The organism is Halomonas sp. MCCC 1A11062 (assembly GCF_021404355.1).
Lineage (GTDB): Bacteria > Pseudomonadota > Gammaproteobacteria > Pseudomonadales > Halomonadaceae > Halomonas > Halomonas aerodenitrificans.
This window is the reverse complement of the sequence record NZ_JABFTW010000001.1, coordinates 521,163-540,453: the sequence shown is the minus strand read 5'-3', so window position 1 is coordinate 540,453 and position 19,291 is coordinate 521,163. Positions and strand designations below refer to the sequence as shown.

18 protein-coding genes and 1 rRNA gene are annotated in these 19,291 nt (G+C 66.2%); 13 read left to right on the top strand and 6 right to left on the bottom strand.

Going from position 1 to position 19,291, the window contains the following annotated elements; translation table 11 throughout:
• Both HOP58_RS02525 and tyrS read right to left on the bottom strand, forming a co-directional pair.
• Positions 1 to 118 (bottom strand): 16S ribosomal RNA (locus HOP58_RS02525); the annotation flags it as partial.
• Between the two features lie 754 nt (positions 119 to 872).
• Positions 873 to 2,072 carry a tyrosine--tRNA ligase gene (tyrS, locus tag HOP58_RS02520; protein WP_010625669.1) on the bottom strand — a complete coding sequence of 400 codons (1,200 nt, stop codon included), beginning with the start codon at positions 2,070 to 2,072 and terminating at the stop codon, positions 873 to 875.
• A gap of 113 nt (positions 2,073 to 2,185) precedes the next feature.
• On the opposite strand from tyrS, the gene HOP58_RS02515 reads away from it, so the two are divergent.
• On the top strand, positions 2,186 to 3,331 hold the full coding sequence (locus tag HOP58_RS02515) for an anhydro-N-acetylmuramic acid kinase (RefSeq protein ID WP_234259435.1): 1,146 nt from the start codon (positions 2,186 to 2,188) through the stop codon (positions 3,329 to 3,331).
• Positions 3,332 to 3,342: 11 nt separating this feature from the next.
• Here HOP58_RS02515 and HOP58_RS02510 read toward each other — a convergent pair whose 3' ends face one another.
• Together HOP58_RS02510 and HOP58_RS02505 are read right to left on the bottom strand one after the other, a co-directional pair.
• Positions 3,343 to 4,485, bottom strand: a complete 1,143-nt coding sequence (locus HOP58_RS02510; protein ID WP_234259434.1) for a PilT/PilU family type 4a pilus ATPase — start codon at positions 4,483 to 4,485, stop codon at positions 3,343 to 3,345.
• Between the two features lie 32 nt (positions 4,486 to 4,517).
• Positions 4,518 to 5,552, bottom strand: a complete 1,035-nt coding sequence (locus tag HOP58_RS02505) for a type IV pilus twitching motility protein PilT (protein ID WP_234259433.1) — start codon at positions 5,550 to 5,552, stop codon at positions 4,518 to 4,520.
• A 77-nt stretch (positions 5,553 to 5,629) separates the two neighbouring features.
• Here HOP58_RS02505 and HOP58_RS02500 point away from each other — a divergent pair, with 77 nt between their 5' ends.
• The 7 genes from HOP58_RS02500 (at position 5,630) to HOP58_RS02470 (ending at position 10,571) form a co-directional block, all read left to right on the top strand.
• Entirely contained in the window at positions 5,630 to 6,340 is a 711-nt protein-coding gene (locus tag HOP58_RS02500) for a YggS family pyridoxal phosphate-dependent enzyme (protein ID WP_234259432.1), read from the top strand.
• 57 nt (positions 6,341 to 6,397) lie between these two features.
• The gene (proC, locus tag HOP58_RS02495; RefSeq protein WP_234259431.1) at positions 6,398 to 7,222 is read left to right on the top strand and encodes a pyrroline-5-carboxylate reductase; all 825 of its coding nucleotides are present in this window, start codon (positions 6,398 to 6,400) and stop codon (positions 7,220 to 7,222) included.
• A 76-nt stretch (positions 7,223 to 7,298) separates the two neighbouring features.
• A complete protein-coding gene (locus HOP58_RS02490; RefSeq protein WP_234259430.1) occupies positions 7,299 to 7,889 on the top strand; it encodes a YggT family protein in 591 nt (196 codons plus the stop codon).
• Between the two features lie 65 nt (positions 7,890 to 7,954).
• Positions 7,955 to 9,112, top strand: a complete 1,158-nt coding sequence (locus tag HOP58_RS02485; protein WP_234259429.1) for a homoserine O-acetyltransferase — start codon at positions 7,955 to 7,957, stop codon at positions 9,110 to 9,112.
• Positions 9,112 to 9,714 (top strand): methionine biosynthesis protein MetW, encoded by a 603-nt coding sequence (gene metW / locus HOP58_RS02480; RefSeq protein ID WP_234259444.1) that lies wholly within the window; start codon positions 9,112 to 9,114, stop codon positions 9,712 to 9,714. The genes HOP58_RS02485 and metW overlap by 1 nt, the downstream gene beginning before the upstream one ends.
• A 56-nt stretch (positions 9,715 to 9,770) precedes the next feature.
• Entirely contained in the window at positions 9,771 to 10,238 is a 468-nt protein-coding gene (locus HOP58_RS02475; RefSeq protein ID WP_234259428.1) for a DUF4426 domain-containing protein, read from the top strand.
• Positions 10,239 to 10,241: 3 nt separating this feature from the next.
• On the top strand, positions 10,242 to 10,571 hold the full coding sequence (locus HOP58_RS02470; RefSeq protein ID WP_234259427.1) for a Rieske 2Fe-2S domain-containing protein: 330 nt from the start codon (positions 10,242 to 10,244) through the stop codon (positions 10,569 to 10,571).
• On the opposite strand, the gene sfsA is transcribed toward HOP58_RS02470, so the two are convergent.
• Both sfsA and HOP58_RS02460 read right to left on the bottom strand, forming a co-directional pair.
• Positions 10,530 to 11,288 (bottom strand): DNA/RNA nuclease SfsA, encoded by a 759-nt coding sequence (gene sfsA / locus HOP58_RS02465; protein WP_234259426.1) that lies wholly within the window; start codon positions 11,286 to 11,288, stop codon positions 10,530 to 10,532. The two genes, HOP58_RS02470 and sfsA, sit on opposite strands and share 42 nt — an antisense overlap.
• An 8-nt stretch (positions 11,289 to 11,296) precedes the next feature.
• Positions 11,297 to 12,457: a pyridoxal phosphate-dependent aminotransferase gene (locus HOP58_RS02460; RefSeq protein WP_234259425.1), complete on the bottom strand. Its 1,161-nt coding sequence runs from the start codon at positions 12,455 to 12,457 to the stop codon at positions 11,297 to 11,299.
• 229 nt (positions 12,458 to 12,686) lie between these two features.
• On the opposite strand from HOP58_RS02460, the gene dksA reads away from it, so the two are divergent.
• From dksA to HOP58_RS02435, 5 genes are all read left to right on the top strand, one after another.
• Positions 12,687 to 13,124, top strand: coding sequence for an RNA polymerase-binding protein DksA (gene dksA / locus HOP58_RS02455; RefSeq protein WP_010625684.1), 438 nt, complete (start codon positions 12,687 to 12,689; stop codon positions 13,122 to 13,124).
• 87 nt (positions 13,125 to 13,211) lie between these two features.
• Positions 13,212 to 14,090, top strand: a complete 879-nt coding sequence (gene gluQRS, locus HOP58_RS02450) for a tRNA glutamyl-Q(34) synthetase GluQRS (protein ID WP_234259424.1) — start codon at positions 13,212 to 13,214, stop codon at positions 14,088 to 14,090.
• Between the two features lie 9 nt (positions 14,091 to 14,099).
• Positions 14,100 to 14,276 (top strand): hypothetical protein, encoded by a 177-nt coding sequence (locus HOP58_RS02445; protein WP_010625686.1) that lies wholly within the window; start codon positions 14,100 to 14,102, stop codon positions 14,274 to 14,276.
• Positions 14,266 to 17,223, top strand: coding sequence for an ATP-binding protein (locus HOP58_RS02440; protein ID WP_010625687.1), 2,958 nt, complete (start codon positions 14,266 to 14,268; stop codon positions 17,221 to 17,223). Before HOP58_RS02445 ends, HOP58_RS02440 begins: the two co-directional genes overlap by 11 nt.
• Positions 17,201 to 18,592 carry a sigma-54 dependent transcriptional regulator gene (locus HOP58_RS02435; protein ID WP_234259423.1) on the top strand — a complete coding sequence of 464 codons (1,392 nt, stop codon included), beginning with the start codon at positions 17,201 to 17,203 and terminating at the stop codon, positions 18,590 to 18,592. Before HOP58_RS02440 ends, HOP58_RS02435 begins: the two co-directional genes overlap by 23 nt.
• Positions 18,593 to 19,291: the final 699 nt, after the last annotated feature.

Genomic DNA, 19,291 nt, shown 5'->3' with positions numbered 1-19,291 from the left:
TTACTCACCCGTCCGCCGCTCGCCACCAGGAAGCAAGCTTCCCGTGCTGCCGCTCGACTTGCATGTGTTAGGCCTGCCGCCAGCGTTCAATCTGAGCCATGATCAAACTCTTCAGTTTAAGATCATATAGTCCTTACCCCTCTTGCGAAGGAAGCGGACCAAACTTGGCTCAAGGTCAAAGCTTCTCAAAAGACCCGAAGGTCTCGACGAGTCGCTTGCCTTGAAATGGTGTGACTTCTCACCACCTCATCGACAAGCGCCCACATGAATTACCTGATCGATTGTTAAAGAGCGGCTCCTTTCCTCTTCAAGCCTCAGCCTGAAGAGCGGAGCGTCTCGCTTGCTGTCGGGGCCGTCGATCCTATGACCGAGGGGCCTCGCCAGCGCCCTGCGAGGAAGGCGTATTCTACTGAAGCGCCGGAGTTTGTCAACTCTCTCCGAGGTGACCCTGACATCGAAGACCGGCCTGAGCCGGCGACCGCAAGCCCGCTTCCGGACTTGCTTTCGAGTGGGGCGCATTCTACCGAACCCGCCGCGGGCGTCAAGTGCGAATTTTGCGAAGCGAATCGGAAAACTCAAATAACGACAACCACTTACCACTCTTCCCACCGCCTGCAACGTTGCTCGTCACCGGCAGCGGATGCGTACTTTACGGCTTTCCCCCGAGCCCCGCAAGGGCCGGCTGTAAAAATATTTCAGGATGATGGCTAAGCGGTGACGAGACGCGGGCGAGTCAGCTATCCACAGCCGCTCGCAGGCGAGGGGCTGTGGATGGTTTTGCCCCAGGAGTGAAGACGACGACGCCCGCACGGGGCGGGCGTCGGTAGAGCAACTGACTTGTCATCAGTTGGCCTGAGAGCCGGTGGAATGACTCAGCGTAGCGTGACCCGGGCATAGCGCTTCTTGCCGGCCTGAATCACGTAGCTCTTGCCGGTGTCGAGCATGGCATCCTTGGCCGCTACTTCGCCGTCGACCTTGACCCGACCGTTGCCCAGCATGTCCTTGGCCTGGGCGCTGTTGTTGGCCAGCCCCGCCCGGTTGAGCACCGCGGCGATGGGCGCCTGGGCGCTGCCCTCGAAGTCGACCTCTACCTCGGGCAGGTCTTCGGGCAGCTCGCCTTCGGCCAGGCGGTTGCCGGCCGACTTGTGGGCATTGGCCGCGGCCTCTTCGCCGTGGTAGCGGCCGATCAGCTCGCGGGCGAGGATCATCTTGATGTCGCGCGGGTTGGCACCGGCCTCGACGTCGCGCTTGAGCGCTTCGATCTCTTCGTTGGATTTCAGCGAGAGCAGTTCGAAGTAGCGCCACATCAGGCTGTCGGGCATGGAGACGAGCTTGTTGAACATCGAGCCCGGCGCCTCGTCGACGCCGACGTAGTTGCCCAGCGACTTCGACATCTTCTGCACGCCGTCGAGACCTTCGAGCAGCGGCATGGTGATGACCACCTGCGGCTCCATGCCGAAGTGCTTCTGGATCTCGCGCCCCATCAGCAGGTTGAACTTCTGGTCGGTGCCGCCCATCTCGACGTCGGCTTCGAGCGCCACGGAGTCGTAGCCCTGCACCAGCGGGTAGAGAAACTCATGAATGGAGATCGGCTGACCCGACTTGTAGCGCTTGTCGAAGTCGTCACGTTCGAGCATGCGCGCCACGGTGCTCTGGGCGGCCAGCTCGATCATCTTGGCCGCGGTGAGCTCACCGAACCACTCGGAGTTGAAGCGCACCTCGGTCTTGTCGGGATCGAGAATCTTGAACACCTGCTCCTTATAGGTCTGGGCGTTGGCACGGACCTCTTCTTCGGTGAGCGGCTTACGAGTGACGTTCTTGCCAGTGGGGTCGCCGATGCGCCCGGTGAAGTCGCCGATCAGGAAGATGATCTGGTGGCCCAGATCCTGGAACTGGCGCATCTTGGTCAGCAGCACGCTGTGGCCGAGGTGCAGGTCGGGAGCCGTGGGATCGAAGCCCGCCTTGATGCGCAGCTTGCGGCCGGACTCGAGCTTCTTGATCAGCTCGTCCTCCAGCAGGATCTCCTGGGTGCCTCGTTTCAGCAGCGCCAGTGCGCTTGCGACCTCGCTCATCTCTCCCACTCCAAATACGTTGATCGCCCGTACGGGCTGGGTCCATCGAATGGGGCACGATGGTAGCATGACTTGATGCCTCGCGGTCCCCCCAGCCTTAGGGAGAAATAGAGATGCCACTATTCGTTGGTCTGATGTCCGGCACCAGCCTGGACGGCATCGATGCCGCCCTGGTCGAGATCGATTCCACGGGGAGCGCGAGCCTGCTTGCCACCCACGCCGAACCGATGCCCGAAGCGCTGCGCGAGCAGCTGCTCGAGCTCTGCCAGGCCGAACGGGTCGCCTTTGCCGAGCTGGCCAGCGCCGAGGATGCCTTCTGCCGGCTTCAGGCCGTCGCGGCCCAGCATCTGCTCGAAGGCTATCTATCCGAAGGTAAGGGCATCGCCATCGGCGAGATTGCCGCCATCGGCACCCACGGCCAAACCATCGAGCACGCCCCCTGGGGCCACGCCGAGGGGCCGGCCTATACGCTGCAACTCGACAATCCTAGCCTGCTGGCCGAACTGACCGGCTGCACGGTGGTGGCGGACTTCCGCCGCCGCGACCTGGCCGCCGGCGGTCAGGCCGCTCCGCTCGCGCCGGCCTTCCACGAGGCGCTGTTTCGGCGTGCGGGGCAGTGGCAGCTGGTGCTCAACCTGGGCGGCTTCGCCAACCTGACCCTGCTGCCCCCCGCGGAGAGCGAGACCGAGGTGATCGGCTTCGATACCGGCCCGGCCAACGCGCTGCTGGATGCCTGGCACGCCCGCCATCGTGGCGGCCGCTACGATCCCGACGGCGCCTGGGCTGCTTCGGGCCAGGTGGATGACACCCTGCTGGAGCGCCTGCTTGCCGAGCCCTTCTTTCATCGCCCACCGCCGCGCAGCACCGGGCGCGAGGTGTTCCACCTCGACTGGCTCGAAGGCCATCTCACGGGAAAGGAGAGTCCTGCTGACGTGCAGGCAACCCTGGCGGAGCTGACCGCCACCAGTGTGGCTCTGGGCATCGAGATGGCACGCGAGCTGGCCGGCGCTCCGCCGGCCTCGGCGCTGATCCCCTGCGGCGGTGGCGCCCACAATAGCGATCTGCTCGGCCGTCTGGCCCGCCACCTGCCGGAAACCGCCCTGGTACCCAGCAGCGACTGGGGATGGCCGGCCGACTGGCTGGAAGCCGGCGCCTTCGCCTGGCTCGCCTGGCGCCGCCTGGAAGGGCTGCCCGGCAACCTGCCCAGCGTCACCGGCGCTGCCGGCCCGCGCGTTCTCGGCGGCGTCTACGCGCCCTAAACTATTGGCGGCTAAAAATCGTCGTCATCGCGCAGTGACAGCCGCTGCGCGGAAGCCTGCGCCTTGGCCAGCACGTCGCTCTTCTCGTCGCCATACTTGATCATCATGCGCAGCTCGTTGGCCGAGTCGGCGTGCACCATGGCCACTTCCTCGCTGATCCTGCCCGCCTTGTAGAGGTCGTACAGGGCCTGGTCGAAGGTCTGCATTCCCTGATCGCGGGAGCGGCCCATGACGTTCTTGATCTCGCCCACGTCGCCCTTGCGGATGAGATCGGCGATGAGGGGCGTGCGCTGCAGGATCTCGATGGCCGGACAGCGACCGCCGTCGCGGGTGGGCAGCAACTGCTGGGCGACGATGGCGTGCAGGTTGAGCGACAGGTCGAGCCAGATCTGCTCGTGGCGCTCGTGGGGGAAGAAGTGAATGATGCGATCCAGCGCCTGGTTGGCGTTGTTGGCGTGCAGCGTGGCCAGGCACAGGTGGCCGGTCTCGGCGAAGGTCAGGGCGTGCTCCATGGTCTCGCGGGTGCGCACCTCGCCGATCAGCACCACGTCCGGCGCCTGGCGCAGGGTGTTCTTCAGCGCCACTTCGAACGACTCGGTGTCGATGCCCACTTCACGCTGATTGATGATCGCCTTCTTGTGCGGATGCACGTATTCGATGGGGTCCTCGACGCTGATGATGTGGCCGCCTACGGTCTCGTTACGCTGCTGGATCATCGACGCCAGAGTGGTCGACTTGCCGGTGCCGGTACCGCCGACCACGAACACCAGCCCGCGCTTGAGATTGGCCAGCTCGCCCAACTGAGGCGGCAGCGATAGTTCTTCGAGATGGGGAATCTCATAGGCGATGCGCCGGATGACCATCGCCAGCTGATTGCGCTGCTGGAAGGCGCTGACCCGGAAGCGACCGCGACCGCTGAGACTCAGGGCGAAATTGGCCTCACGCTCCTGCGCGAAGCGCTCCTTGAGTCCTTCGGGCACGGCCACGTTGACCAGCTCGCGCACCTGCTCCACCGAGAGCCGCTGATCGCCCAGCGCGGTGAGCTTGCCGGCGGTCTTGATGGTGGGTGGCGCCTGAACCGAGATCAGCAGATCCGAGGCCTCCTGCCGGGCCATGATGTCGAGCAGCTGCTCAAGCCATTCCTGTGCTTTCATCTCCCCACCCCCTTGTCGTCATCATCGAACACTCAACTGGTCAGTGCGCTCTTGGCCCGGGCCTGGGCTTCATCGCGATTGACCACGTTCTCAGCCACCAGCTTGGCCAGCGCGGCGTCGAGTGTCTGCATGCCGATGTTGCCGCCGGTCTGGATGGCCGAGTAGATCTGCGCCACCTTGTCCTCGCGGATCAGGTTGCGTACCGCCGCGTTGGCGATGAGGATCTCGTGGGCCGCCACACGCCCGCCGCTGCGCCGCTTGAGCAACGTCTGGGAGATGACCGCCTGCAGCGACTCCGACAGCATCGAGCGCACCATGGCTTTCTCTTCGCCGGGGAAGACGTCGATGATCCGGTCGATGGTCTTGGCCGCCGAGGTGGTGTGCAGGGTGCCGAACACCAGATGGCCCGTCTCGGCGGCGGTGAGCGCCAGGCGGATGGTCTCGAGGTCGCGCATCTCGCCCACCAGGATCACGTCGGGGTCCTCGCGCAGGGCGCTGCGCAGCGCCTGGGCGAAGCCGTGGGTGTCACGATGCACCTCGCGCTGGTTGATCAGACAGCGCTTGCTGCGATGCACGAATTCCACCGGGTCCTCGATGGTGAGGATATGGTCGTAACGGTGATCGTTGATATAGTCGATCATGGCGGCCAGGGTGGTGCTCTTGCCCGAGCCGGTAGGCCCGGTGACCAGCACCAGCCCGCGGGGCAGCAGAGCAAGGCGGCGGAAGACCTCACCCAGCCCCAGATCCTCCATGGTCAGCACTTCGCTGGGGATGGTACGGAATACCGCGCCGGCGCCACGCGCCTGGTTGAAGGCGTTGACACGAAAGCGCGCCACACCCGGAACCTCGAAGGAGAAGTCGGTCTCGAAGAACTCCTCGTAGTCACGGCGCTGGCGGTCGCCCATGATGTCGTAGATCAGCTTGCGGACTTCCTTGTCCTCCATGGCCGGCACATTGAGACGGCGAATGTCGCCGTCAACGCGAATCATCGGCGGCAGGCCGGCCGACAGGTGCAGATCGGAGGCGTTCTGTTTTGCCGAGAACGCCAGCAGTTCGGTAATATCCATGCGATTCCCCTGCTCCCGATTAAGGTTCCAGCGAGTATGACAGACCTTGCGGACATGAAGGACTTCATGTGGCTGAGATGACGGATACCATGCTTTCCGAGTCGCTGGCCAGCGCTCGCCGACGTTTGGCCACCGCCTTGTCGGCGGCCGGACGCACGCCCGATGCGGCCCGGCTGCTGGCCGTGAGCAAGACCAAGCCGGCCGGCATGATTCGCGAGGCGTGGCAGCTCGGCCAGCGGGAATTCGGCGAGAACTACGTCCAGGAAGCGCTGGAGAAGCAGACCGAACTGGCCGACCTGAAGGGCATCGTGTGGCACTTCATCGGCCCGCTGCAGGCCAACAAGACACGCGCCGTGGCCGAGCACTTCGACTGGGTGCATAGCGTCGACCGCGTGAAGATCGCCCGACGCCTGAACGACCAGCGCCCCGAGGCACTGGGCCCGCTCGAGGTCTGCCTGCAGGTCAACGTCAGCGACGAGGCCAGCAAGTCGGGCGTGGCTTTTGACGAACTGGAAAGCCTGGCGCAAGCGGTGGTTTCACTGCCACGCTTGCGTCTGCGCGGGCTGATGGCCATTCCGGCGCCGGCGGCAACCGTGGCCGAGCAGCGAGCTCCGCTGGCACGCCTGCGCCAGGCCCTGGAAGCGCTGCAGCAGCGCTTCCCCGAGGCCCCGCTGGACACCCTGTCGATGGGCATGAGCGACGACTTGGAAGCCGCCATTCTCGAGGGCGCCACCCTGGTACGACTGGGCACGGCCATTTTCGGCGCACGGAACACATCGCGTCGCTAGACGCACTCGCACCGGCACGTGGCCGGTCGCTGGATAACAGAAGAAGGACGAATCGCAATGGCCAGCAGAGTCACCTTCATCGGCGCAGGCAACATGGCCAGCGCCATCATCGGCGGCATGATCGACAATGGCCATCCGGCCACCGCCATCACCGCCACCTCGCCCAGCGATGCCTTCCTGGCGCCGGTGCACGAGCGCTACGGCATTCGCACCAATACCGACAACCAGGCCGCGGTGCGTGACGCCGACATCGTGGTGCTGGCGGTGAAGCCTCAGGTCATGCGCGAGGTCTGCGAAGGGCTGCGCGACACCCTGCAGCGCCAGCGCCCGCTGATCATCTCGGTGGCGGCGGGACTCACCGCCGAGTCGCTGCAGGCCTGGATGGGTGGCGGCCTGCCACTGGTGCGCTGCATGCCCAACACGCCGTCGCTGGTCGGCGCCGGTGCCGCCGGCCTGTATGCCACTGCCGAAGTGAGCGACGAGCAGCGCGCCCAGGCCACCGAGCTGCTCGAGGCCGTGGGTCTGGTCGAGTGGGTGGCGGAAGAGTCCCTGCTGGATGCCGTGACCGCCGTTTCCGGTAGCGGCCCGGCCTACTTCTTCCTGATGTTCGAAGCCATGGAAGAGGCCGGGGTCAAGCTCGGTCTGCCGGCCGAGACGGCGCGGCGACTGGCGATCCAGACGGCGCTCGGCGCGGCGCGCATGGCACAGCAGAGCGAGCTCACCCCGGACCGCCTCAAGCGCAACGTGATGTCTCCCGGTGGCACCACCGAGCGTGCCGTGGAGCACATGGAGCAGGCCGGCCTGCGCGGCATCGTGGCCGACGCCATGGATGCCTGCGCCGCCCGCGCGCGGGAGATGGCCGAAGAGCTCGGCCAGCGATAGCCTTCTCGGCCAACGATAGTCTTTCAGGCCGCTCCCGCTGACGGAGCGGCCATCTCGACGACATGGAGGAGCCCACATGGGCCAAATGGGAAATGCCGGCCTGCTGCTGGTCAACACCCTGATCAACATCTACCTGTTCCTGATGATGCTGCGCTTTCTGCTGCAGGCATCCCAGGCCGACTACTACAACCCCATCAGCCAGTCGGTGGTGAAGATCACCCAGCCGGTGGTGCGCCCCTTCCAGGGCTTCCTCGGCCCGGTGATGGGACGCTTCGACATGGCCACCCTGGCCGCGGCCTTCGTGCTCAAGGCGGTCAGCATCGTGGCGATCCTGCAGATCGCCGGCATCGGCATGCCGCCGATCACCCAGATCGCGATCGGCGCCATTGCGGCCATCGCCAACGCCATTCTCAAGATCTACTTCTTCGCCCTGATCGTGATGATCATCCTGAGCTGGGTCGCGCCCAACGCCAGCCATCCCGGGGCGCTGCTGGTGATGCAGTTGGTGGAGCCGATCATGGCACCGGTGCGCAAGGTCATTCCGCCGCTGGGCATGATCGACCTGTCGCCGATCGTGGTCTTCATCGCCATCAGCATCGTCGATGGTATCGTGGTGGGCGCGCTGACCCGTGCCGCCGGTATCGCCGGCGCTCTGGTGGGGCTGTGATCCACACTGTCGCCGTGACGGACCTCAACGACTGGACCCTCAACGACTGGACATAGAACGACAAGATGCCCGAGCTTCCCGATGACTCGGTCGGCCTGGTGACGCCGCAGACGGCGCACTTCGACGACCCCCTGGCCCTGGCCTGCGGCAGAACCCTGCCCGCTTACGATCTCGTCTACGAGACCTATGGCACGCTCAACGCCGAGCGTTCCAATGCGGTACTGATCTGCCATGCCCTGTCGGGACACCACCATGCCGCCGGCTACCATGACGCCGACGAGCGCAAGCCCGGCTGGTGGGACGCCCATATCGGCCCGGGCAAGTCGATCGACACCAACCGCTTCTTCGTGGTGTCGCTGAACAACCTGGGCGGCTGTCACGGCAGCACGGGGCCGATCAGCACCAACCCCGCCACCGGCCGCCAGTGGGGGCCCGACTTTCCCATGGTCACGGTGAGCGACTGGGTGCACAGCCAGGCGCGGTTGGCCGATCGCCTGGGCATCGAGCGCTTTGCCGCCGCCATCGGCGGCAGTCTCGGCGGCATGCAGGTACTGCAATGGACCCGCCTCTATCCCGAGCGGGTCGCCAACGCGGTGATCATCGCCGCCACGCCCAAGCTCTCGGCACAGAACATCGCCTTCAACGAGGTGGCGCGACAGGCGATCCGCTCCGACCCGGACTTCCACGACGGCTGGTACGCCGAGCACGGTACCGCCCCCCGGCGCGGCCTCAAGCTGGCGCGCATGGTGGGGCACATCACCTATCTCTCGGAAGACGCCATGGGCAGCAAGTTCGGCCGCGACCTGCGCAGCGAGGACCTCAACTTCGGCTACGACGTGGAGTTTCAGGTCGAATCCTACCTGCGCTACCAGGGCGACACCTTCTCCACCGCCTTCGACGCCAACACCTATCTGCTGATGACCAAGGCGCTGGACTACTTCGACCCGGCGGCGGAGCACGGCGGCGTGCTGGCCGAGGCCGTCGCTCCCGGCCAGTGCCCGTTCCTGGTGGTGAGCTTCACCAGCGACTGGCGCTTCCCGCCATCGCGCTCACGCGAGCTGGCCAACGCCCTGATCCGCGCCGGGAAGCAGGTAAGCTATATCAACATAGACTCGCCCCACGGCCACGATGCCTTCCTGCTGCCGGAGCCGCGCTACCAGGCGGTGTTCGCCGCCTTCATGTCTCGCGCCGCCCGCGAGCTGGGCCTGGAGGAGACCGCATGATGCGCGCCGACCTGGAGCTGATCCATCGCTGGGTGCCCGAAGGCGCCCACATTCTCGACCTGGCCTGCGGCGACGGCACCCTGCTCGAAGCCCTGGCGCGGGACAAGGGGGTCACCGGCTACGGCCTGGAGATCGACCCGGCCGGCATCACGGCCTGTATCGCCAAGGGCGTCAACGTCATCGAGCAGAACCTCGATGAGGGGCTGGTGCACTTCGAGGACGACACCTACGACCTGGTGGTCATGACCCAGGCCCTGCAGGCCCTGCGCCGCCCCGACCGCATGCTCGACGAGATGCTGCGGGTGGCCAACGAGTGCATCATCACCTTCCCCAACTTCGCCTACTGGCGCCATCGGGTGCACCTGGGGATCCGCGGCTACATGCCGGTCTCCAAGTCGCTGCCCCATGCCTGGTACGATACGCCCAACATCCATCTCTCGACCTTCAACGACTTCGAGCACCTGTGTCGCGAGAAGGGGCTACGCATCACCGACCGTGCCGTGGGCATCGGCGATCACGAGGGCCATTGGGCCACCCGGCTGCGGCCCAACCTGTTCGGCGAGATCGCGATCTTTCGCGTCGAACGCCAGGATCGCCGCTGAGGTCGTACCGCGGGCCCGCCATTTCAAGACAGGCCCGCCACTTCAAGGAGAGTGCCATGTCGCGCCATCGCATCCTGCCGCTTCGTCACCTTGCCGCCGGCCTGCTGCTGGCACTGGGCCTGCTGTCGCTGTCGGCACAGGCCCAGCAGTACGAACAGGTCGGCGCCTACCAGATCCACTACAGCGCGGTGAGCACCGACTTCCTGCCCGCCTCCGTGGCCGAAGCCCACGGTATCCAGCGCAGCCCGGCCATGGCACTGCTCAACGTCAGCGTGCTGGAGGAGGTCGAGGGCGAACTGCGACCGGTCAATGCGCCGGTCAGCGGTACGGTCGGGGAGCTGCAGGGACAGAATCGCACGCCGCTGGAGTTCCGCACCCTGCGTGAGGGCAATACCCAGTCGCAGGTGGCGGTGTTCCGCATTCGCGACGACGAGCCCATGCGCTTCGACCTGGAAGTGCGCTACGACCGCAACCGGCAGCCGGCCGAAGTGGGCTTCGTCCAGCGCTTCCATATCGACCGCTGAGCCATGTCCCAGCCCATTGCCCACCTGCAGCAGTTCGACACCTCGTCCTCGCGGGGTGTGGCGCTGCCCGACGGACGCCACGCCTTCCTGGTGCGCGTTCACGGCCGGGTCAGCGCCTTCGTCAACCGCTGCCCGCATCAGCAGGTGCCGCTCAACCTGCCGGAAGGCGACTTTCTCGAAGCGAGCGGCGAACTGATCCAGTGCGGCATGCACGGTGCGCTGTTCCTGCCGGAAAGCGGCGAGTGCGTGTTCGGCCCCTGCCAGGGCCGCTTCCTGGAGCCGCTGGCGATCTCAATCGACGCCGAGGGCAATATTCACTTGGCGAGTGAGTGACACCGCAAGCCGCTCACCCAGCGCGACCGACACCGGCCGTGACTCGTGCCAGCCGAACTCGCAGCCGTAGGCCAGCACTTCCACTCCCCGCGCTGCCACGGCCTCGAGCGTGGCGGCATAGGCCGGGTCGAGGTGTGCTGCCGGCGCCACGTCGCGAATGCCGCCGTGGGCAACGCAGAACAGCAGCACCGCACGCTGCCCCTGCTCGGCAAGGGCCGCCAGCGCCAGCAGGTGCTTGCGCCCGCGCTCGCTCACCGCATCGGGAAAGTAACCGTGGCCGTCCTCTTCCTTGAGCGTGACCTGCTTGACCTCGACGAAGGCGGTGCCGCGCTCGGGGTCGTCGAGACGAAAGTCGAGCCGCGCGCCCGCCACCTTGGCCTCGCGCCGGAGTTCGGCATAGCCGGCCAGCGCGGCAATTCGCCCCTCTGCCAGCGCCTCCTCGACGATGCGATTGGTGCGCCCGGTATGCACCGACGCCAGCGCCACGCTGCCGTCGGGCTGGGTCAGCTCGATTAGCTCCCAGGTCCAGGCCAGCTTGCGTGCCGGATTGTCGCTCGCGGCCAGCCATACCCGACAGCCGGGCACATTGACCGCCCGCATCGAGCCGGTATTGGGGCAGTGGGCCACCACCTCGCGGCCGTCGTCGAGGCGCACGTCGGCCAGAAAGCGCTTGTAGCGGCGCAGCAGCACGCCGGGAACCAGTTGGGGATAGTCCATCTCGCCGCCTACCGTCGCGCCAGGAAGCGCTCGAGCCGTCTCACCGCCTCCTCCAGGCGTTCGACCCCGGTGGTGAAGGCGATACGCACGTGGTGCTCGCCGCCCACCACGGCAAAGTCGATGCCGGGCGTGATGGCGACGTTCTCCTCTTCCAGCAGGCCCTGACAGAACGCCTGGCTGTCGCGGCTGTAGCGCGAGATGTCGAGCCACAGGTAGAAGGCCCCCTGGGGCGGCAGCGAGGGCACCAGCCCCAGGCGGGCGAGCCCGGCCAGCAGCGCATCGCGGCGGCGGCCGAGTTCGCTGCGTCGGGCTTCGAGCAGCTCCCGGCACTCGGGGGTGAAGGCGGCAAGCGCCGCATGCTGGGCCGGGGTGGGGGCGGCCAGAAAGACGTTCTGCGCCAGCCGGGTCAGCGGCTCCACGGCCGCCTGCGGCGCCAGCAGCCAGCCCAGGCGCCAGCCGGTCATGCCGAAGTACTTGGAGAAGCTGTTGACCACGAAGGCATCGCTACTCAGCGAGGCCACCGACAGCGGCGCGATGTCGTAGCTGAGCCCCTGGTAGATCTCATCCACCAGCAGGTGGCCGCCGCGCTCGGCCACCGTGTCGGCCACCGCCTGTAGCTGTGCCGCATCGAGCATATGGCCGGTGGGGTTGGACGGCGTGGCGAGCATCGCCAGTCGGGTCGCCTCTTGCCAGTGCTGCGCGACGAGGCTGGCATCGAGCTGCCAGCCGCTCTCCGGGCCGACGGGGACGGTATCCACCTCGGCCCCTGCCAGCGCCATGAAGTGGCGATTGCAGGGGTAGTTGGGGTCGGCCATCAGCACCCGGTCGCCGGGCCCTACCAGCAGTTGACTGGCCAGCAGCAACGCCCCAGAAGCCCCGGGCGTGACCAGAATCCGCCTGGGGTCGACGTCGGCACCGAAATGCTCGCTGTAGTGGCCGGCGATCGCCTGGCGCAGGGCCGGCAGCCCCGCCGCCGGGCTGTAGCGCGTGTACCCTGCGGCCAGCGCCGCCTGCCCGGCTGCCACCACCGGCTCGGGAGTGGCGAAGTCGGGCTCCCCCACCTCGAGATGAATGACGTCGTGGCCGGCCGCCTCGCGCGCCTGAGCGGCCTCCAGCAGGCTCATCACACGAAAGGGGGCGACGCGATCAACGCGCGGATTCCACGACATGGCTGACTCCTGAAACACAAGATAGATGACCGACGTTGGGCACTTTTCCCGTTCCCACGGTCAAAAAACCATACCATTGATTTGACTCACCTGGGGATGCCAGGCGTTGCTGCCAGGTATTGCAAAGTTGGTCAATATCCGATAAACAAGCATGCCTTTGGCGTGAGATACCTTGCACCAGGTTGCGGCGGGTATTGATCAGCAGTCACTCAAGTAATGAGGCAGTCCCATGCCAGTAGCAGACAAGAAAACGGAAGCGCCCAAAAAGTTCACCCCGTACGAGTCGGCACCGGGTGAAGAGTACATGAACGAGCAGCAGCTTGAGCACTTCCGACAGATCCTGCTGGGCTGGAAACAGGAGCTCATGGAAGAAGTCGATCGCACCGTGCGCCACCTGCAGGAAGAGGCGAACAACTACGCCGACCCTGCGGACCGGGCCACCCAGGAAGAGGGGTTCAGCCTGGAGCTGCGGACCCGCGATCGCGAGCGCAAGCTGCTCAAGAAGATCAACGAGACCCTCGAGAAGATCGATGAGGAGGACTACGGCTACTGCGAGGCGTGCGGCGTCGAGATCGGTATTCGCCGGCTGGAGGCTCGCCCCACCGCTACGCTGTGCGTCGACTGCAAGACCCTGGCCGAACTGAAGGAAAAGCAGCTCGGCGGCTGAGGTCCCTAGCGTGTGGGTCGCGTCACTTCGCAACGGGCACCCCTGGGTGCCCGTTCGCATGTCGGCCATCGTCTCCGGGAGCGCGTCATGACCGGTTATCGCGGTCGCTTCGCCCCGACCCCCTCGGGCGCCCTGCACTTCGGTTCGCTGATCGCCGCCCTGGCCAGCTTTCTCGATGCGCGCCGGGCCGGCGGCGAGTGGCTCGTACGCATCGAGGACATCGACCCGCCGCGCTGCCCCGCAGGAGCCGCCGATACCATCCTGCGCCAGCTCGAGGCGTTCGGCCTGCACTGGGACGGTCCCGTGCTGTGGCAACACTCACGCGACTCGGCTTATGCTGCGGCACTGGAGCGGCTCGAGGCGCTGGGGCTGGCCTATCCCTGTAGCTGCTCGCGAAAGCAGTGGCGTGACTTTTCGGTCTACCCCGGCTGGTGCCGTGAAGGTCCGCGCGAACCGGACAAGCCGCTTGCCTGGCGCCTGCGCAGCGACCTCGGCCTGCGTCCGGTGGTATGGCAGGACCGCCTGTTCGGCGAGAAGCGCTTCGATCCGGCCGAGCTCGGCGACGTGGTGCTCAAGCGCAAGGACGGCCTGTGGGCCTACCAGCTGGCGGTGGTAGTCGACGACGCCGATCAGGGCATCACGGATATCGTTCGCGGCTTCGACCTGCTCGACAACACGCCCTGGCAGCGCCAGCTGCAGCAGGCGCTGGAGTTGGCCGAGCCGCGCTATCTGCACCTGCCCTTGATCGTCAATCGCGACGGCCAGAAGCTCTCCAAGCAGAATCTGGCCCCGGCGCTGCCGTGCGAGGAGAGCGCCGTACGGCCGCTGCTGTACCGCGCCCTGGCGGCACTCGACCAGGCGCCGCCCGCCGAACTGGACACGGTGCCGGTGCCAGAGCAGCTGGCCTGGGCCATCGACCACTGGGAACCGAGCCGAATCCGCCCCGAGGCCCACCGCCAGGAGTGAGGAGCGCCCATGTACGTCTATCGCATCATGCTGTTCCTGGTTCTGGCCGGCTATCTGCTGTCGCCGCTGCTGATGAGCGGCTGGTCGAGCCCCGGAGTCGCCTGGTACCGCCCCTTCGTCATCTGGGGCGTACTGATCGCCCTGACGCTGTGGCTGGAGCAGAAGAGGAAGCTCGATGAACGCTAGCCTGGTCAGCGTGTTCGCCCTCGGTACCGGCTTCCTGCTGCTGATGTTTCTCTGCGCCCTGGCGGTGGAGCGGGGCTGGCTGAGCCGCCGCGTGACCCGTCATCCGGCCGTCTACACCCTGGCGCTGGGCGTCTATGCCAGCGCCTGGGCGATCTACGGCAGCCTGGAGCTGGCCTCGAGCTCGGGCTACGGCTATCTCGCCTATTACCTGGGCGTGGCCGGCGCCTTTCTGCTGGCCCCGGTACTGCTGGTGCCCATCCAGCGCATGACCCGTACCCACCAGCTCGCCTCCCTGGCCGACCTGTTCGCCTTCCGCTTCCGCTCGCGCTGGGTCGGCACCATGATCACGGTGATCAGCCTGCTGGCGGTGATGCCGCTGCTGGCGCTGCAGGTGCAGACCTTGGGCGATGCCATCTTCCTGATGACCGGCACCGCCTCACCGTCGCTGCTCGCCCTGGCGCTGTGCGCCCTGATCGCCCTGTTCGCGATGATCTTCGGCGCCCGCCACGGCAAGGGCCCGGCGCGGCACGATACCCTGCTGGCGGTCATCGCCCTGACCTCGGTAGTCAAGCTCTTCGCCATGCTGGCACTGGGCGCCATCGCCCTGTTCGTCGTCTTCGATGGCCCTGCCGACCTGCAGCACTGGCTCGACGGCCCCGGCCAGCTGTACCAGGCCGGCGTGGTGCAGCCGGACGCCGCCCACTGGCGCACCCTGCTGCTGCTGTTCTTCGCCGCCGCGCTGCTGATGCCGCACATCTTCCACATCACCTTTGCCGAGACCCTGTCGCGACATACTCTGCTGCAGGCGAGTTGGTCGCTACCGCTGTTCCTGCTGCTGATGGCGATTCCGGTCCCGCTGATTCTGTGGGCGGGCCAGCGGCTGGGCAGCCACGAGCTGGTGGGCGCCGCCTACCTGGCCTTCGGACTCTCCGACGCCTTCTGGGTCCAGGCGCTGGCGTTCCTCGCCGGCCTGGCCGCCAGCAGCGGCACCATGGTGATCATCGCCATGGCGCTCTCGGGCATGATCCTCAACCACGTGCTGCTGGTGGCTCACCCGCCCGAGGCCCAGCCCAACCTCTACCGCTGGCTGCGCTGGCTGCGCCGGGCGCTGATGGCCGCCGTCATCCTCAGCGGCTGGCTGTTCTATCGCACGGTCGGCGTCAATCACGACCTGACCACCCTGGCCCTGGCGGCCTTCGTCGGCATGGCCCAGTGCCTGCCAGGGCTGCTGGCGCTGCTCTACTGGCCGGGCGCCAACCGCAAGGGCATGGTCTCGGGCCTGGTCGTCGGCGTCGTCATCTGGCTCGTCGGCCTGTGGCTGCCGCTGCTCACCGGCCTGCCCACCCTGATCCTGATCCCGCCGGGCCTGGAACTGCTCGACGGCGAGCCGGACTGGTACGTGGTCACCCTGGTGTCGCTGGCGCTCAACGTGCTCGTTTTCATCATCGTCTCGCTGGCCACGCGCACCTCCGAGGGCGAGCGCGCCGCTGCCGAAGCCTGCTCGGTGGATGCCGTGATCCGGCCCAAGCGCATGCAGCTGATCGCCGCCACCGGGGAGGAGTTCAAGCAGCCGCTGGCCCAGGCGCTGGGCGAGGAGGTCGCCCAGCGTGAGGTGGAGCGCGCCCTGACCGACCTCGGCATGTCGCCGCTGGACGGCCGCCCCTATGCCCTGCGCCGGCTGCGCGATCGTATCCAGGCCAACCTCTCCGGCCTGATGGGCCCCTCGGTGGCCCAGGACATCGTCGACCGCTACCTGCCCTATCGCCGCAGCGGCCAGGAGCCCACCGACGACATCCACTTCGTCGAGAGCCGGCTGGAGGCCTACCGCTCGCGACTGACGGGACTGGCCCGCGAACTCGACGGTCTGCGCCGCTACCATCGGCGCATCCTCACCCGCCTGCCGGTGGGGCTGTGCGCCTTCGGCGTCGACGACGAGCTCTTGATGTGGAACGACGCCCTGGCCGAGCTCTCCGGCATCGACGGCGGCAGCGTCGTGGGGGCCAGACGCGACGGCCTGCCGGCGCCCTGGTCCGAGCTGCTGGGCCGCGCCTTGGTCGAGCCCAACGACCACCTCTACAAGCAGCCGGTCGAGCTGAGCGGCAACATCCGCTACCTGACCTTCCATCGCGCCGAGCTGCAAGCCGACGACGACGTGCGCGGTGGCACCGTGATCCTGGTCGAGGACCACAGCGAGATGAAGTGGCTCGAGGACGAGCTGGTGCATGCCGCCCGGCTGGCCTCGATCGGTCAGCTGGCGGCCGGTGTCGCCCACGAGATCGGCAATCCGGTGACCGGCATCTCCTCGCTGGCCCAGAACCTGCGCTATGACACAGACGACCCCGAAGTGCTGGAAACCGCCCGGCAGATCCAGCAGCTGACCGACCGTATCTCGCGCATCGTCAGCTCACTGGTGGGCTTCGCCCACGGCGGTCGTCATGTGAAGGACACCACCCTGGCGTCGGTCTCCATTGCCGCCATCGCCGACGAGGCGCTGCACTTGATCCGGCTGGCACGCTCGGGCGAGGATGTCAGGTATCGCAATCTCTGTCCTCCCGCGTTGAAGGTGCTCGGCGACACCCAGCGGCTGCAGCAGGTGATGATCAACCTGCTGAGCAATGCACGGGATGCCAGCGAGCCTGGCGGCAAGGTGGACATCGATGCCGAGCCGGATGGCGACACGGTGAAGGTCACCGTGACCGATGAGGGGCATGGGCTCGACGACCGGGTGCGCGAGCACCTCTTCGAACCCTTCACCACCACCAAGCCACCGGGCGAAGGCACGGGACTCGGTCTGCCTTTGGTCTACAGCATCGTTGCCGAGCATCATGGCAGGATAGAGATCGAATCGCCGCCCCCCGGGGCTGAGCGGGGCACCCGCATCTGTCTGTGGCTGCCCACCGAACGAGAGGATGGTGAACATACCGATGAGCCGGATTCTGATCGTTGAAGACGAAGCCATCATCCGCACCGCACTGCGCCGGCTGCTGGAGCGTCACGACTACCAGGTGAGCGAGGCCGGCTGCGTGGACGAAGCGCTGGCGCTGGAGCCGCGCGGCTTCGATCTGGTGATCAGCGACCTGCGCCTACCCGGCGAGCCCGGCACCGACCTGATCGAGCACGCCGCGCCGACCCCGGTGCTGATCATGACCAGCTATGCCAGCATGCGCTCCGCGGTGGAGGCGCTCAAGCAGGGCGCCGTGGATTACGTGGCCAAGCCCTTCGACCATGACGAGCTGCTGGAAACCGTGGCCCGGGTGCTCCATCAGCGGTCGACCCACAGCACCTCTCCCCCCGACATCACCGATGCCGGCGGTACACGCCAGCCGATGATCGGCGAGTGCGCAGCAATGCAAGCGGTCTATACCCGCATTCGCAAGACAGCCCCCGCCGACGTCACCGTGCTGATCCAGGGTGAGTCGGGCACCGGCAAGGAGCTGGTCGCGCGTGCCATCCACCAGCAGAGCCAGCGCGTCCACGCCCCGCTCATCTGCGTCAACTGTGCTGCCATTCCCGAAACCCTGATCGAGTCGGAGCTGTTCGGCCACGAGAAGGGTGCCTTCACCGGCGCCAGCGCCGCCCGCACCGGCCTGGTCGAAGCCGCCGATGGCGGCACGCTGTTTCTCGACGAGATCGGCGAGCTGCCGCTGGACGCCCAGGCCCGCCTGCTGCGTGTGTTGCAGGAGGGCGAGATCCGCCGTATCGGCTCGGTGGAGACCCGCCATGTCGACGTCCGCCTGATCGCCGCCACGCATCGCGACCTGCGCGCGCTATCGAAGACCGGCGAGTTCCGCCTCGACCTCTACTACCGACTCAACGTGATGCAGATCGACCTGCCGCCGCTGCGCGAGCGCGAGGACGACATCCTGCTGATTGCCGACGTGCTGCTGGAGAAGGCCTGCCAGCGCCACCATCGGGATGGCTTGCGCCTGTCACGAGCGGCGCGGCGCGAGATTCGCGACTATCCCTGGCCTGGTAACGTGCGTGAGCTGGAGAACGCGCTCGAACGCGGTGTGATCCTTGCCGAGGGTCATCTCATTCACCCTGACGATCTAGGCCTCAGGCCAAGCCTGGCATCGGCCCCCCGCACCATCGTCGAACCCCAGCCGGCCACCGCCCAGGTCGAGAGCGAAGCGCTGGACGCCGAAGAGGACCTGTCGCTGGAGGACTATTTCCAGCACTTCGTGCTCGAACATCAGGATCACATGAGCGAAACGGAGCTGGCCCAGAAGCTGGGGATTAGCCGCAAGTGCCTGTGGGAGCGGCGTCAGCGCCTGGGCATTCCGCGCAAGAAGCAGGCCCGACGCAGCAGCGCCTGACCGCCTCGCCTCTTTCTACGACTAAGGTTCAAGCGTCTCGTGCGGTTCCGCCAAGGCGCTTTTTTTGTGCCCCTCCGCGTGCTCATGCACCAGGTGTTACCTTCCCACCCAGAACCTGCCCCCTCATGGCGCAACCGGGGTAACACATTCGCCATGGCATGCCGGACCGCATTCGAGATGATGAAATAAGCCTTTGTTTTTTATGAATTAAAAAAACCTTGGCATATGCCGTGCAACATTCATGGCAAGAAAAACAACATCCGGCTGCATCCCGAGCCAATAACAACAACAAGGCATCGGGGGAGCAGGGCCTGCGCCAACAACAACAATGGCAGGCTGTGATAGAGACGCGGCGAGGGGCAACAACAACAAGATGCCCCGGAGAACGCTGCCCTTCGCTTCGACTGCAACAACAACAAGACACGAGCGAAGCACCGGATCCATCAGGACGCGACGCGCCAACCCCGGCCACCAACAAGAACAATGGCCGCAAACGCGCACCTTCGGCAACAATGCCAACAAGCCGAAGGGAGGCATATCTTCCATGCCGTCGTGGTTGGATTATTGTTTTGAATACGAGGCGGTCGCATAACCAGGAACGTCAACAATCACAACAACACTGTTTGCCTGTGACTCTTGGTGACTGTGGTGCGTATTCAAGGCGATGCGCCATCACGAAGAAGAAACAGCCGCAAGGAC

What these genes read in the sequence shown, in the direction of transcription:
- sfsA (WP_234259426.1), bottom strand. Translation starts at nt 11,288, where the DNA reads ATGGACTATCCCCAACTGGTTCCCGGCGTGCTGCTGCGCCGCTACAAG.
- HOP58_RS02490 (WP_234259430.1), top strand. Translation starts at nt 7,299, where the DNA reads ATGGGCCAAATGGGAAATGCCGGCCTGCTGCTGGTCAACACCCTGATC.
- HOP58_RS02510 (WP_234259434.1), bottom strand. Translation starts at nt 4,485, where the DNA reads ATGAAAGCACAGGAATGGCTTGAGCAGCTGCTCGACATCATGGCCCGG.
- HOP58_RS02460 (WP_234259425.1), bottom strand. Translation starts at nt 12,457, where the DNA reads ATGTCGTGGAATCCGCGCGTTGATCGCGTCGCCCCCTTTCGTGTGATG.
- tyrS (WP_010625669.1), bottom strand. Translation starts at nt 2,072, where the DNA reads ATGAGCGAGGTCGCAAGCGCACTGGCGCTGCTGAAACGAGGCACCCAG.
- HOP58_RS02435 (WP_234259423.1), top strand. Translation starts at nt 17,201, where the DNA reads ATGAGCCGGATTCTGATCGTTGAAGACGAAGCCATCATCCGCACCGCA.
- HOP58_RS02515 (WP_234259435.1), top strand. Translation starts at nt 2,186, where the DNA reads ATGCCACTATTCGTTGGTCTGATGTCCGGCACCAGCCTGGACGGCATC.
- proC (WP_234259431.1), top strand. Translation starts at nt 6,398, where the DNA reads ATGGCCAGCAGAGTCACCTTCATCGGCGCAGGCAACATGGCCAGCGCC.
- HOP58_RS02470 (WP_234259427.1), top strand. Translation starts at nt 10,242, where the DNA reads ATGTCCCAGCCCATTGCCCACCTGCAGCAGTTCGACACCTCGTCCTCG.
- gluQRS (WP_234259424.1), top strand. Translation starts at nt 13,212, where the DNA reads ATGACCGGTTATCGCGGTCGCTTCGCCCCGACCCCCTCGGGCGCCCTG.
- HOP58_RS02475 (WP_234259428.1), top strand. Translation starts at nt 9,771, where the DNA reads ATGTCGCGCCATCGCATCCTGCCGCTTCGTCACCTTGCCGCCGGCCTG.
- dksA (WP_010625684.1), top strand. Translation starts at nt 12,687, where the DNA reads ATGCCAGTAGCAGACAAGAAAACGGAAGCGCCCAAAAAGTTCACCCCG.
- metW (WP_234259444.1), top strand. Translation starts at nt 9,112, where the DNA reads ATGCGCGCCGACCTGGAGCTGATCCATCGCTGGGTGCCCGAAGGCGCC.
- HOP58_RS02500 (WP_234259432.1), top strand. Translation starts at nt 5,630, where the DNA reads ATGACGGATACCATGCTTTCCGAGTCGCTGGCCAGCGCTCGCCGACGT.
- HOP58_RS02440 (WP_010625687.1), top strand. Translation starts at nt 14,266, where the DNA reads ATGAACGCTAGCCTGGTCAGCGTGTTCGCCCTCGGTACCGGCTTCCTG.
- HOP58_RS02485 (WP_234259429.1), top strand. Translation starts at nt 7,955, where the DNA reads ATGCCCGAGCTTCCCGATGACTCGGTCGGCCTGGTGACGCCGCAGACG.
- HOP58_RS02505 (WP_234259433.1), bottom strand. Translation starts at nt 5,552, where the DNA reads ATGGATATTACCGAACTGCTGGCGTTCTCGGCAAAACAGAACGCCTCC.
- HOP58_RS02445 (WP_010625686.1), top strand. Translation starts at nt 14,100, where the DNA reads ATGTACGTCTATCGCATCATGCTGTTCCTGGTTCTGGCCGGCTATCTG.